This window comes from Arenimonas daejeonensis, from assembly GCF_007993735.1.
In the GTDB taxonomy this organism is placed as follows: domain Bacteria; phylum Pseudomonadota; class Gammaproteobacteria; order Xanthomonadales; family Xanthomonadaceae; genus Arenimonas; species Arenimonas daejeonensis.
Genome location: NZ_CP042453.1, coordinates 1,822,477 through 1,835,516, shown reverse-complemented (window position 1 = coordinate 1,835,516; position 13,040 = coordinate 1,822,477). Strand labels below are relative to the sequence as shown.

Below are 13,040 nucleotides of genomic sequence, written 5' to 3'. Positions count from 1 at the left end.
CGTTATGCCCCCACCCAGTCCGCCATGACCGACGCCGTCCCCGCCACGCCCGAAGCCCCGCCGGTCGCCGAACGCAGCCTGGGTGCCGTGCTGCGCGAACTGCTGCCCTTCCTGCGGCCCTACTGGGGGCGGATCGCCCTGGCCATGGCCTGCCTGGTACTGGCGAAATTCGCCAACCTCGGCGTGCCGCTGGTGCTGAAGAAGCTGGTGGACGGGCTGGATGTCGAGCCTTCGCTGCTGATGCTGCCGGTCGGCCTGCTGCTGGCCTACGGCGCCGCCCGGCTGTCGGTGACCCTGTTCACCGAGCTGCGCACGATTGTTTTCGCCCGGGTGATGGCGCGCAGCTCGCGCACCGTGATGTTGCGCGTGTTCCGGCATCTTCATGCGCTTTCCCTGCGATTCCACCTGAACCGGCGCACGGGCGGCGTGGCGCGCGACGTGGAGCGCGGCGGCACCGCCATCTCCGACCTGCTCGACTGGACCATCTACACCATCCTGCCGACCCTTCTCGAGATCACCCTGGTCACGGCGGTGCTCGTCTGGAACTACGACTGGGGCTTCGCCGCGATCACGCTGGCCACCATCGCCGTGTACGTGGCCTGGACCTTCCGCGTCACCGAGTGGCGCACCACCTTCTACCGCGCCGCGGTCGAGGCCGACACCCGCGCCAGCGCCCGCGGCGTGGATTCGCTGCTCAACTACGAGACGGTGAAGTACTTCAACAACGAAGAACACGAGGCCCGCCGCTACGACGAACACCTGCGCGACATGGAAAACGCCTCAGTCAAGAGCCTGAAGTCGCTGGCGGTGCTGAACCTGGGCCAGAGCGGCATCATCGCCATCGGCATCACCGCGCTGATGTGGCGCGCGGCGGCCGGCGTGGCCGCGGGCGAGATGACCATCGGCGACCTGGTGCTGGTCAATGCCTATCTGCTGCAGCTGAGCGCGCCGCTTAACTTCCTGGGCATGGTCTATCGCGAAGTGAAGCAGGCCATCACCAACATCGAGCGCCTGTTCGGCCTGATGGACGAAGCCCAGGAAGTGCGCGACCGCCCCGACGCCCGCGCCCTGGTCACGCACCAGCCGCAGGTGGAGTTCCAGGACGTGCGTTTCGGCTACGACGAGCGCCGCGAGATCCTGCACGGCGTCAGCTTCACCATTCCGCCCGGCGGCACCCTGGCCGTGGTCGGGCACTCCGGCAGCGGCAAGTCCACGCTCTCGCGCCTGCTCTACCGCTTCTATGAAATCGGTTCGGGCAGCATCCGCATCGACGGCCAGGACCTGCGCGAACTGCAGCAGGACAGCGTGCGCGCCGCCATCGGCATCGTTCCGCAGGACACCGTGCTGTTCAACGACACCATCCGCTACAACATCCGCTACGGCCGCCCCGCCGCCAGCGACGCCGAGGTCGAGGCCGCCGCACGCGCCGCCCACATCCATGACTTCATCCTCACCCTGCCCGACGGCTACGACAGCGAGGTCGGCGAGCGCGGGCTCAAGCTCAGCGGCGGCGAAAAACAGCGCGTGGCCATCGCCCGCGCGCTGCTGAAGAACCCGGCCATCCTGATCTTCGACGAAGCCACCTCGGCGCTGGATTCGGCCAGCGAACAGGCGATCCAGGACGAACTCGACCGCATCGCCGTCGGCCGCACCACCCTTGTCATCGCGCACCGCCTGTCCACGATCATGGATGCCGACGAGATCCTGGTGCTGGACCAGGGCCGCGTGCTGGAACGCGGCACGCATGCCGACCTGCTCGACCGCCGCGGGCACTACGCGCGCATGTGGCGCCTGCAGCAGCAGGAGGACTCCAGCCTCACCCGCCCAGCCTGAGCCGCCCCCAGAGCCCGGCTAGACCCCGAACGGCGACCCGAACAACAGCATCAGGCCGAACACGATCAACACGGCAAAAGCCAGCCGCAGGGCCAGCGCCGTGAGCTTCCAGACCGCCACCAGGCCGATCACCACCAGGAAAATCCCCAACCAGCTCATGGGCTTGCTCCTCCGTTACGGTGTCTCATCCTGTGCGGCCGGGGCCGGTAGAATGGCGGCCATCGTTACTGCCCGAGCCTGAGTTTCGCATGACCGAACCTGCCCGCCCGACCTTCCACGGCTTCGAACAGATCCCGCTGCGCGAGTACGCCGAACGCGCCTACCTGGACTATTCGATGTACGTGGTGCTGGACCGTGCCCTGCCCTTCCTGGGCGACGGCCTGAAGCCGGTGCAGCGCCGCATCATCTACGCGATGAGCGAGCTGGGCCTGGGCGCGGCTGCGAAACCGAAAAATCCGCACGCACCGTCGGCGACGTGATCGGCAAGTTCCACCCGCATGGCGACAGCGCCTGCTACGAGGCGCTGGTGCTGATGGCACAGCCGTTCTCGTACCGCTATCCGCTGATCGAAGGCCAAGGCAACTTCGGCTCCACAGACGACCCGAAGTCGTTCGCGGCCATGCGCTACACCGAATCCAAACTCACGCCGATCGCCGAAGTGCTGCTGGGCGAACTCGGCCAGGGCACCGTGGACTGGGTGCCCAACTTCGACGGCACCCTGCAGGAACCGAGCTGGCTGCCGGCGCGCCTGCCGCACCTGCTGCTCAATGGCACGACGGGCATCGCCGTCGGCATGGCCACCGACATCCCGCCGCACAACCTCAACGAAGTGGTCAGCGCCGCCGTGCGCCTGCTCGACGACCCGGATGCCACCGTGCGCGACCTGTGCGAACACGTGCGCGGCCCCGACTACCCGACCGCCGCGGAAATCATCACGCCGGCCGAAGACCTGCGGAACATCTACGAAACCGGCGGCGGCAGCGTGCGCGCGCGGGCAACGTGGACCCGCGAAAACGCCAACATCGTCATCACCAACCTGCCCTACCAGGTCTCGCCCTCGAAGATCATGGAACAGGTGGCGATGCAGATGCGCGCCAAGAAGCTGCCCTGGCTGGAAGACCTGCGCGACGAGTCCGACCACGAAAACCCGGTGCGCCTGGTCATGGTCCCGCGCAGCAACCGCGTGGACTACGACGGCCTGATGGGCCATCTGTTCGCTACGACGGATCTGGAGAAGAGCTTCCGCGTCAACTTCAACATCATCGGCCTGGACGGCCGGCCGCAGGTGAAGAACCTGAAGGACTTCCTGTCCGAATGGCTGGAGTTCCGCACCAATACGGTCGCCAAGCGCCTCAAGCACCGCCTCGACAAGGTCGAACGCCGATTGCACCTGCTCGAAGGCCTGCTGGTCGCCTTCCTCAACCTCGACGAAGTCATCCGCATCATCCGCACCGAGGACGAGCCCAAGCCGGTGCTGATGGCGCGCTTCGGGCTGGACGAGGAACAGGCCGAATACATCCTCGAGACCAAGCTCAAGCAGCTGGCCCGCCTGGAAGAGATGAAGATCCGCGGCGAGCAGGACGAGCTGGCCAAGGAACGCGAGAAGATCATCGGCATCCTGGGCAGCAAGGCCAAGCTCAAGAAACAGGTCAAGGACGAGTTGCTGGCGGATGCGAAGAAGTTCGGCGACGCCCGCCGCTCGCCCCTGGTGCAGCGCGAGGCCGCCCAGGCCATCAGCGAAACCGAACTGGTGCCTAGCGAGCCGGTGACCGTGGTGCTGTCGAAGAAGGGCTGGATCCGCAGCGCCAAGGGCCACGACGTCGAAGCCGCCGCGCTGAGCTACCGCGATGGCGACGGCCTGCTGCAGGCGGTGCGCGGACGCAGCACGCAGCAGGTGGCCTTCCTCGACTCCACCGGCCGCAGCTATTCCGCGCTGGCGCATACGTTGCCGAGCGCGCGTGGCAATGGCGAACCCTTGAGTGGTCGTTTCTCGCCGCCGGCGGGCGCCAGCTTCGTGGGCCTGGCCGCGGCCGACAACGACGCGCGCTACCTGCTCGCCTCCAGCTGGGGCTACGGCTTCGTCACCCGCTTCGAGAACTTCACCGGCCGCAACAAGGCCGGCAAGGCCCTGATCAACGCCGACGCTGCGGCCGACATCCTGCCGCCGGTGCCGGTCAACGACCCCAAGACCGATTTCATCGTCGCCATCACCAGCGCCGGCCACCTGCTGGCCTTCCCCATTGCCGAACTGCCGGAGCTCGACAAGGGCAAGGGCAACAAGCTGGTGCAGATCCCGCCAGCGAAGCTGAAGTCGGGCGAGGAAAAGGTCATCGCCGTCGCCAGCGTCAAGCAGGGCGGCGAACTGACCATCTATTCCGGCCGCCAGAAACTGGTACTGAGCTGGCGCGACCTGCAGGCCTACGAAGGCAGCCGCGCGGCGCGTGGCAACGTGCTGCCGCGTGGGTTCACCAAGGTGGATCGGGTCGAAAGCGCCTGATCTCTGCCTCCCCTCTCCCCTCGCGGGAGAGGGCCGGGGAGAGGGGGATGCCGCGGTGTACTCAGGACACCTGACTTCCGCCCTCACCCACCCGCCGCCGCGCGAAATAGGGCAGGAAGAACATGTACAGCCCGGTGAACAACTGCAGGAACAGCGGCGGCAGTGGCGAATAGGTGATCCAGGCCGGCGGCGGCTTCTGCGTCATCGCCACGAAGTTGGCGATGACGGTCAGGGTGAAGATGATCGATGTCCAGCGATGGAACTGCCGAACCCACTGGCTCACGTTCATCGGAACCTCCTGTTGGCCGGGACCCGACTTGAAGTGCGACGCGGCGCTCACGCCCGCGCCTCGATCATCTTCCAGCCGTTTCCGGACGGATCGCGGAAGCTGGCATCCGTGCTGCCGTAGCGGGTCATCGGCTCCTGGGTGAACTCGACGCCGCGGGCGCGGAAACGTTCGTAGGCCGCCCGGCAGTCGTCCACCACCAGCACCAGCGGCGGCATCGCGCCCTTGGCCACGGCCTCACGCAGCGACTGCGCGGTCGCCGCATCCACCAGCGGCGCCTGCGGCGTGAACAGACCCAGCTGGAACGAAGGCTGGTCCGGGTGTTGCACGGTCAGCCAGCGGTAGTCGCCGTTGCGCGCGTCGGTGTGGACGCGGAACCCCAGCTTGTCGACGTAGAAACCCAGCGCTTCATCCTGATCGTGGACATACAGGCCCACCACTCCGACACCCTGGCTCATGAAACCTCCTTCGTTTGGTCTGAGGGAAGGTTATCGGCCGCCTCCTGCCGCCGCTTCTCCGAAACTGCGGTGATCAGGTCGGGCCGGCGGGCGGCATTGACGAAACAGGCCGGCACCCGGTCCAGCGCGTGCAGGGCGGCCTTGTCGCTTTCCCGCCAATCGCCCGGGCTCAGGCCGGTGATGTCGCGGAAGGTGCGGCCGAAGGTGCCCAGGCTGCTCCAGCCGGTCTGGAAGGCGATGTCGGTGATGGGCGCGTCTGTGTCGCGCAGCAGCGCGGTGGCGCGTTCGATCCGGCGCGTCAGCAGGTAGCGGTGCGGTGGCAGGCCGAAAGCGTCCTTGAACGAACGCGCGAAGTGGGCTTCGGACACGCCGCTGACCTTCGCCAGCCGCTTCACCGGCCAGGCTTCGTGCGAGGCGGCGTCCATGCGGTCTTTCGCGCGCAGCAGACGGCGCAGCAGTGCGGGGTCCTGGCGCACCGGCGCGTGCGTCGGCTTGTGCCGGGGCGCGGGTTCGGGCGGGACGACAGTGGGTTTTCGCATGGGCACTCCCGGGCGCAGCAGCCCGGGAAGTCTAAGCCAGCCCTCGCTGCCCTGCGAACCCGCGCCAAGGCTTGACCCGTCACCTGCCGCGCGCAGACGATATCCGGCGTGTCCACCGGGCCGGCCCTCCAGGAAACCATGTCCTTGACTACACTGATCGGGCTCATCCTGCTGCCCGTGCTTGCGCTCAACCTGCTCGGCCCGCTGCTGATCTGGCGGACCCAGAAGCTGCCGGCCCGTATCCGCTTCAAGCCGCACGATGAAACCGGATTCCTGGCGAACCGCGACGACAGCTACCGCCAGCTCGACGGCGGAATCCGCGCCCTGGGCTTCGGCTACCTCGGTTCGTCCTACATGCGCGATACCCAGACCGAAGCCAGCTTCTCGCTGTACACGCATGCCAGCGACCAGTCCTGCGCGATGCTCGTGACCATGGTGTCCAAGATCAAGACCCTCACCTACGTCGAGTTCACCCAGGTCTATGACGATGGTTCGCTGCTGAGCACCAGCAACGTGGACATGCCCTCGACCTATCCGCGCATGGCCCTGAAGCTGGCCGTGCGTTTCGCGGACGTCACCGATCCGCGCGAGCTGTACGCGCGTTTCCGCTCACTGCGCGCGGGCCTGGAGAACAGCGCCCGCGCGGTGCCCTACTCCGCCGAAGAAGGCTTCCGCATGGTCGAGGACTTCATGGACCACGAATCGGACCTGCTGGTGGAGATGGGCTACTGCTTCCCCAGGTGGACGCCGAAGGCCGACGCGCGCTGACGCTCAAGGGGGCCTACCTGCTGAGCTGGCGCAGCATCTTCCCGGGCAAGGGGCTGACGGGCTGGCTGGAAAAGCAGCGTTCGGCGCGTTTGTTGGCACAGGCCAGCGCGCAAGCCTGAACCGGAGCCGTGGGCGGCGCCTGCGTCAGGCCGCCGCCGCGTCCCGCTTCGCGCCCAACCCGGGTGGTCACCGCTCCCAACGCAGTAGTGGGGATCGGTAATATCGGTGCCCATGACCGGACCCACCACGCCCCTGCTGACCTTGCTGACAGGCAAGGCCGTGCCCTACACCCGCCCCGGGACGCATAGCGCCATCGCGAAAACCGCCGTGGCGTCTGCGCTACGCGTGACCCGCACGGGTTTGTCCGGCGACGAACAGGGCGACCTGCGCGTGCACGGCGGCGTGGACAAGGCCATCCACCACTACCCGTTCGACCACTACCCGTTCTGGAAGCACGAGCTGCGCAGCGACCTGCTGCAGCAGGCGGGCGCGTTCGGCGAAAACATCTCGACGCTGGGCTGGACCGAAGACAACGTGCACCTGGGCGACGTGATCCGCGCCGGCACCGCCGTTCTTCAGGTGTCGCAGGGCCGGCAGCCGTGCTGGAAACTCAACGACCGCTTCGGCCATCCGCGCGTGGCCGCCCTGGTGCAGTCCACCGGCCGCACGGGCTGGTACTACCGCGTGCTGGAAGAAGGCGAACTCGCCCCGGGTGACCCGCTGGTGCGCGTCGAACGGCCATTCCCGGACTGGCCGTTGAGCCGCCTGGTCGCGATGCTGTTCCAGAAAACGCTGGACCGGTCGGTGCTGGAATCCGCCAGCCATCTGCCGCTGCCAACGTCGTGGATGAAGCTGATCCACCACCGGTTGGAGAAGAACCAGGTGGAGTCGTGGGAACGGCGGCTGGGTGGGCCGCAGGATGCGCCGACCGACTGAGGGGCGGAATCAGATGCCGTAGTCCGGCAGCGCGATTTCATCGCGGAAGTAGCGCCCCATCAGCAACTTCGGGAACACCGGCAGGCGCATCAGCAGCGTGGCGTAGTCGCGGGCGCGTACGCCCAGCGCCGTCCTCGGCACGAACGAAGCCACCAGGCTCTCCGCGTGCTTCTGCTTGCGGGCGACCACTGACTTGAGGCGCTGCTGGTACTGCGCGATGGCGGCGCCACGGTCGCCAGCGTGCCGATGCAGTTCGCCGGCCAGCACGTAGGCTTCCGCCAGTGCGAAGCCCGCGCCCTCGCCGGCGATGAGGGACGGACAGGCCGCGGCGTCGCCTAGCAGCACCACATTGCCCTTGGCCCAGGCGTCCATGCGGATCTGGCTGATGCTGTCGAAGTAGATGTCGTCCACTTTCTCGATGGCCGCCAGGATGGCCGGGGATTCCCAGCCGATGCCCGACAGTGCGTCGGTCAAGGCTGCCTTGCGTTCGATGTGGTTGGTGGGAACCCGCCCTTTGAGGTGTTCGTCGCGCAGCAGCACGAAGAACAGCATGCGGTCGTCGCGTAGCGGATAGCGGGCCACATATCGGCCCGGCGCGGTATGCGCCACGTAGGTGTCGCCAGTGCGAGGGCGATAGCCGGGGACCTCGAACGAGGCGACGTGGCAGCCCATCGGATATTCGAATCCGGCATCGGGCCCGAATACGAGTTCGCGAACGCGCGAGTGCAAGCCATCGGCGCCGACCACGAGATCGACCTCCCGCGACGGCGCATGTTCGAACCCGATCCGCACCCGCGTCCCGTCATCCTCGATCGTGCGGATGCTGTCGCCGAACAGGGGTTCCACCCGGCTATCCAGCGACCCGTAGATGGCCGCGGCGATATCGGCTCGCGCCAGCGTGGCCATGCGTCCCTTGGCGAGATCCAGCAGCACGCGCGAGGGATAACCGCCGCGGGTCCGCCCCGCCCGGTCCACCATGCGCAGCTCGTCGGTGAGGTGCTGCTGTGCCAGCAGCCCGGGCAGCAGGCCCATGCGCTCCAGCGCGTCGTAGCCGATGCCCCAGAGATTGAGCACGAAGCCGCCGGTGCGCAGCGCGGGCGCCCGCTCCACCAGCAGCACCTCGTGGCCCAACCTGCCAAGCCAGAAAGCGAGCGCCGTACCGGCAATGCCGGCCCCGTTGATGGCTACCTTCATCGATGCCTTCCCCTGGCGGCTCCCGCGCCATTCCGATGGCAGGCTACCATTGCAACCGATGACCGACCTTGCCACGACCCTTCGAGAGCGACTGGGGCTTGCGGACCCTGTTCCGGTGGCCTTCGAACGCGGCGAGGTCGTGGCGGGCGATGGATTCGACCGGGAACGCATCGAGTACCCGGGTCTCGACGCTGACGTCATCCCGGCCTTCCTGTTCACGCCCAAGGGGCGCGACCCGCTCGGCGGCGTGGTCGTTTTCCACCAGCACAACGGGCAGTTCCACTTCGGCAAGAGCGAGGTGGCCGGCGACGTGGGCGATGCCTTCCAGGCCTTCGGGCCGGCGCTGGCGCGCAGGGGCCTGGTGGTCCTGGCTCCGGACGCCCTCTCTTTCGAGGATCGGCGTGGCGCGGTGCGAGGCGTGGAGCCGGACTACTACGACTGGCTGCAGCACTACAACGCCATGAACTACCGCCTGCTGGATGGCGACACGCTGATGCGGAAGGGCCTGGATGATGCCCAGCGGGCCGTGAGCGTGCTGCTGTCGATCGCCGGGGTGGATGCGCGCCGCGTTGGCATCGCCGGGCATTCCTACGGCGGTTACACCTCCCTCTACCACGCGGCGCTCGATGCACGCTGCCGGTTCGCCTGCATCAGCGGTGCGGTGTGCAGCATAGAAACGCGCCGCCGCGAAGGCACCGGGTTCACCCTCTTCGAAGCCGTGCCCGGGCTCGCCTGCCTGCTCGACACGCACGATGTGCTTGCAGCCATCCGGCCGCGGCCGACGATGGTGGTGTCGGGCACGGAAGACAAATATTCGCGGGATGCGGACCAGGTGGTGGCCAGGGTCGCGGGCGACTTCATCACCGAACTGCGTGTCGACCGCGGGCATGCGCTGGACCAGGAACGGTTCGATGCGATCGTCGAGTGGATCGTCGATCGCGCCTCCGGTCAGTAAGCAGGGGAAATTCCCGCTACTCGCCCTCGTTGGTTGGCCAGAGTGCACGCACTTCGTCGACCATCGAGCGCAGCTCTTCCGCCCCGTACCAACGCCCCGCCAGCATCACGCCGCGGATGTCCCGGAGATGGGCGATGTCGTCGAGCGGATTGTCGGCCACCAGCACCAGGTCCGCGTCCGCGCCCGGCGCCAGCAGCGCGCTGACCGGGCTGCCATTGGCGCGATATCGGGCGGGATTGAGGGTCGCCGTGCGCAGCGCGTCCAGCGGCGAAAGGCCGGCGTCGATGAAAAGGGCCAATTCATCGTGCAAGGACGACCCTGGGAAAACCCAGGTCTCGTCCGAAGCATCTGTGCCCGCCAGGATCCCGACGCCCGCGAGGTGCAGCTCACCGACGAGCGCATGCTGGCGGGCGAAGACCTTGGCGCCCGACTCGCGCTCTGCATCGTCCCCGTCGGCCACGTGCGAAAGCCACGCCTCGCGCACGGCCGGCGGCACCTGCGAAAGCCGGGGTTCGTCGGCTTCCTCGTCGTGGCTCACCACGAAATACCCGCGCGTCTGCACCAGCGTGGGGACCTGCCAGGTGCCCGCCTCCCTGAATTCCTTGAACAGGGATTGGCAAACCGCCGCATCGAAGCGGTCCAGGCTGTCCACCAGACGGGGATCCGCCATGAGCGCCATCGAGTCCGCCGACTCCTCTGCGTGTATCCAGTCTAGCGTCCCGGGGATGCAGGCCTCGAGCACCAGGGTCAGGTGCTCGATGGTGCGCTGCTTCGCCCGCACCACGTCGAACGGCGACATGGACAGCGGCACGTGGCCTTCGACGGGGATGTCGAGACGCTGGGCCTCCTCGACGATCGCCAGGTAATTTTCCCGCGACAAACCGTCGTAGACCTTGATGAAGTCGTAGTCCTGCGCGGCCAACAGACGCACCAGTTGCCGGGCGGCCTCCGGCGTTTCCACCGCCAGACCACTGGAAAGGATCGGCGGTGCGCGGTCCAGGGCCGGTGAGCCCCAGATCACTTTGGGGGCCGGCCCGGGTGGCCGCTCCCCTGCGCGGAAGGCCAGGCTGGAGCCGAGGTGCGTCGCCGCGTCCCGGATGCCGACCACGCCATGCGCGATGTAAAGGGGGTAATGCCATAACGCACGGCCGGCCCGGTGCGCGTGGGTGTGCATGTCCCACAGGCCTGGCACCAGGTACATTCCCTGGCCATCGATGCGCGTCACCGCGGGCGGAGGCGAAACGCCCGCCGGCTGCACGGCGATGATCCGTCCGTCTTCCACCAGCACCGAACGCGAACGTTCGATCCGGCCGTCTTCCACATGCACCAGATGCACATCGTCGAGCAGCAGCGACTGGGCCTTCACCGACATCGAGAGGAGCAAGGCGGCGCTCGCCAGCGCGATCAAGCCGGAATACCTGTGCCCGCGCATGCGACCCCCTGGTTCGCCGTGTCCTCGGCACTATATCGCGGACCCACCCCTGGTCTCATTCCGATTCATCAGAGGGCCTGCCCGCATGCGGCCGCGTCGGTCACCCCCGAAAAGACACAACCCTGCCTGCGAAAAGCCACAAGCGGGCCCGACGCTGTTTGCATGACCGAATCGCAATCCATCGCCGTGCCGGCGGCGTCGCGCCGCATTCCCTGGTGCACGCTGCTGCTTTGTGCGGCCACCGCCATGCTCAGCGTCCACGCCGCGATTGAAATCAGCGGCACCTGGCTCGGGCGGGTCAGGATCGTACAACTCGAGGACTACGGCCTGCGCTTCGGGTACCTGCGTGATCTCGAACTCTGGCGCCTGGTCACCGCCCAGCTCGTCCATGTCAAACAACCGCACATGGTGTCGGACGTGTTCTGCCTGCTGCTGGTCGGCACGGCGGTCGAGCGGCAGGTGGGCTCCCTCCGCCTGTTCCTGCTCTGGCTGATCGGCGGTTCGATCGCGATGCTTTTCAGCAGCCTGTTCGTTCCGTGGCCCTGGAATCTCGGCACCGGCGCCTCCCAGGCGATCATGGCGATCGCCGGCGCCGGGCTTTGGCTGGCGTGGACCGGCGTCGACCGCTCGAAGTTCCTTCGGTGGTCGGTCGGATTCGCGATCGCCCTGGCGTTCGCGATCGATGTGGTCCATGTCTACTACCCGAAACCCGGACACGTCGCAGGCGTGCTTCTAGGCCTGTTGATGGCATCGCGCTTCCGTGCATGACCGGCGCGCAGACGGCACGCTGCCGCTAGCGCTCGGATCTCTTTCCCGATCGTCGGCCAGTGGCCCGCCGGCATCGTCCCCGCCGGGAGGCTGTCGCACAACGCGCTTGGAACAGGCGAAATGTGTCGGGGCACTGCCGGCACAGTCGATCGGGAACGCGGGCCACTCCTGGAGGGTCGCGTATTTCCAGGGCTTGAGGCTGTCGCGCTGGAACTTGCCCTCGGCATCGTATCTGCCCAGTTGGCCTTCGCAGAAAAAGCACGCCATTGGGCTCGCCACGCGAGGATATCCGCTGGCAGTCCGCTTCGACATCCACGGACGGACGAAGCAGCACGACCGCCCTGGCGCGAACGAGGACGGGTTGATCCGAGAGTACGAGGACAAAGGCAGGCGCTGCGGCGACCGAACCTCTCGGGTCAACCGGAAAAGCGACGGATGAAGAGGCGGCAGGTGACAGGGAAAACGCGGACGACGACGCCGAGAGTGCGGCGCCCTGCGCATTGAACGCCCTGACATTGACGCGGACCGCTTCGCCATTGAGGTTCGTTACCGAGATCGAACCTGTGTCCGCGCTGGCACGCGGGCTCCAGGCCCACGGCACATACCAGGTTTTGGATTCGGACTGCGCCTGGGCCGCTCCCACGGCAGACAGACCAGCCAGCAACACCACGACGGACCTTAACCAAGAGTTTGCGTTGCGCATGACCCTTCTCCCAGTGGACGGCAGGAATCTAGCACTGGCCGGAGGCCCGGGAGCGCCGCTCGTCGGATGGGGCGGAAAGACCAGGCGTGGGGTCCTTGCGGATGACCTGCAGCAAGGCCTTGGCGGGGCCGGCCGGGTCGCGGTGGCCCTGTTCCCAGTCCTTCCAGGTGCCCAGCGGGTCGATGGCGCTCATCCCAAGGGTTGGTCGGACCCGATTTCAGGCATCTGCGCTAGCCAGTTGGCCCCGAAGATGGAGTTCGGAGCTTCATGCGCGAGGCTCTGAGCCTCGGCCGTGAGGCTTTTTGCTCCACGCGCAAGGCTTTTAGCCTTGACGATGACTCCCGGAGCTTCATGCGTGAGCCTTTTAGCCTCGACGGTGACCCTCGGAGCTTCATGCGTGAAGCGCTGAGCTTCAACGGTGACCCTCGGAGCTCAGTGCGTGAGCAAAATTTGCTCAACGATGAGTATCCGGAGCCTTGCGCATGAAGCAAAAAGACTCGGCGTTTAAGCTCGGAGCCCTGCGCATGAGGAAAAAAGGCTCAGCAATGAAGCTCGGAGCTCCGCGCGTGAGGCTTTGAGCCTAGGCGATGACACTCCGAGGGCCGTAAAGGACCACTTCCCAGTTCCGCTGTCGGCCTATTCTGTTGAAAAACTCGCTTTCTGGCGGGCGG

13 protein-coding genes and 1 pseudogene are annotated in these 13,040 nt (G+C 66.9%); 7 read left to right on the top strand and 7 right to left on the bottom strand.

The window, feature by feature from the left end:
- Nucleotides 1-24: 24 nt before the first annotated feature.
- The gene (locus FRZ33_RS08910) at nt 25-1,833 is read left to right on the top strand and encodes an ABCB family ABC transporter ATP-binding protein/permease (RefSeq protein WP_146909152.1); all 1,809 of its coding nucleotides are present in this window, start codon (nt 25-27) and stop codon (nt 1,831-1,833) included.
- An 18-nt stretch (nt 1,834-1,851) separates the two neighbouring features.
- On the opposite strand, the gene FRZ33_RS15205 is transcribed toward FRZ33_RS08910, so the two are convergent.
- The gene (locus FRZ33_RS15205) at nt 1,852-1,992 is read right to left on the bottom strand and encodes a hypothetical protein (RefSeq protein ID WP_158637173.1); all 141 of its coding nucleotides are present in this window, start codon (nt 1,990-1,992) and stop codon (nt 1,852-1,854) included.
- An 89-nt stretch (nt 1,993-2,081) separates the two neighbouring features.
- Between FRZ33_RS15205 and parC the strand changes: the two are divergent.
- Nucleotides 2,082-4,330: pseudogene (parC, locus tag FRZ33_RS08905) on the top strand (DNA topoisomerase IV subunit A).
- 61 nt (nt 4,331-4,391) lie between these two features.
- Here parC and FRZ33_RS08900 read toward each other — a convergent pair.
- The 3 genes from FRZ33_RS08900 to FRZ33_RS08890 are packed head-to-tail and all read right to left on the bottom strand — an operon-like array spanning nt 4,392 to nt 5,550.
- A complete protein-coding gene (locus FRZ33_RS08900; RefSeq protein ID WP_146909151.1) occupies nt 4,392-4,619 on the bottom strand; it encodes a hypothetical protein in 228 nt (75 codons plus the stop codon).
- Between the two features lie 47 nt (nt 4,620-4,666).
- Entirely contained in the window at nt 4,667-5,074 is a 408-nt protein-coding gene (locus FRZ33_RS08895; protein WP_146909149.1) for a VOC family protein, read from the bottom strand.
- Nucleotides 5,071-5,550, bottom strand: coding sequence for a helix-turn-helix transcriptional regulator (locus tag FRZ33_RS08890; protein ID WP_227978310.1), 480 nt, complete (start codon nt 5,548-5,550; stop codon nt 5,071-5,073). Before FRZ33_RS08890 ends, FRZ33_RS08895 begins: the two co-directional genes overlap by 4 nt.
- 207 nt (nt 5,551-5,757) lie before the next feature.
- Between FRZ33_RS08890 and FRZ33_RS08885 the strand changes: the two genes are divergently transcribed.
- From FRZ33_RS08885 to FRZ33_RS08880, 3 genes are all read left to right on the top strand, one after another.
- The gene (locus tag FRZ33_RS08885) at nt 5,758-6,381 is read left to right on the top strand and encodes a hypothetical protein (RefSeq protein ID WP_146909145.1); all 624 of its coding nucleotides are present in this window, start codon (nt 5,758-5,760) and stop codon (nt 6,379-6,381) included.
- A complete protein-coding gene (locus tag FRZ33_RS15200; RefSeq protein WP_158637172.1) occupies nt 6,354-6,500 on the top strand; it encodes a hypothetical protein in 147 nt (48 codons plus the stop codon). The genes FRZ33_RS08885 and FRZ33_RS15200 overlap by 28 nt, the downstream gene beginning before the upstream one ends.
- A 112-nt stretch (nt 6,501-6,612) precedes the next feature.
- Nucleotides 6,613-7,317 (top strand): MOSC domain-containing protein, encoded by a 705-nt coding sequence (locus FRZ33_RS08880; RefSeq protein WP_146909143.1) that lies wholly within the window; start codon nt 6,613-6,615, stop codon nt 7,315-7,317.
- Nucleotides 7,318-7,326: 9 nt separating this feature from the next.
- Here the strand turns inward: FRZ33_RS08880 and FRZ33_RS08875 are convergent, their stop codons facing one another.
- Nucleotides 7,327-8,586, bottom strand: coding sequence for an FAD-binding domain (locus tag FRZ33_RS08875; RefSeq protein ID WP_227977727.1), 1,260 nt, complete (start codon nt 8,584-8,586; stop codon nt 7,327-7,329).
- Nucleotides 8,587-8,626: 40 nt separating this feature from the next.
- On the opposite strand from FRZ33_RS08875, the gene FRZ33_RS08870 reads away from it, so the two are divergent.
- Entirely contained in the window at nt 8,627-9,466 is an 840-nt protein-coding gene (locus tag FRZ33_RS08870) for a prolyl oligopeptidase family serine peptidase (protein ID WP_158637171.1), read from the top strand.
- A 16-nt stretch (nt 9,467-9,482) separates the two neighbouring features.
- Here the strand turns inward: FRZ33_RS08870 and FRZ33_RS08865 are convergent, their stop codons facing one another.
- The gene (locus FRZ33_RS08865) at nt 9,483-10,874 is read right to left on the bottom strand and encodes an amidohydrolase family protein (protein WP_158637170.1); all 1,392 of its coding nucleotides are present in this window, start codon (nt 10,872-10,874) and stop codon (nt 9,483-9,485) included.
- Nucleotides 10,875-11,084: 210 nt separating this feature from the next.
- Here FRZ33_RS08865 and FRZ33_RS08860 point away from each other — a divergent pair, with 210 nt between their 5' ends.
- Nucleotides 11,085-11,666 carry a rhomboid family intramembrane serine protease gene (locus FRZ33_RS08860; protein ID WP_158637169.1) on the top strand — a complete coding sequence of 194 codons (582 nt, stop codon included), beginning with the start codon at nt 11,085-11,087 and terminating at the stop codon, nt 11,664-11,666.
- A 731-nt stretch (nt 11,667-12,397) separates the two neighbouring features.
- Here FRZ33_RS08860 and FRZ33_RS15195 read toward each other — a convergent pair.
- On the bottom strand, nt 12,398-12,562 hold the full coding sequence (locus FRZ33_RS15195; RefSeq protein WP_158637168.1) for a helix-turn-helix domain-containing protein: 165 nt from the start codon (nt 12,560-12,562) through the stop codon (nt 12,398-12,400).
- Nucleotides 12,563-13,040 lie beyond the last annotated feature (478 nt).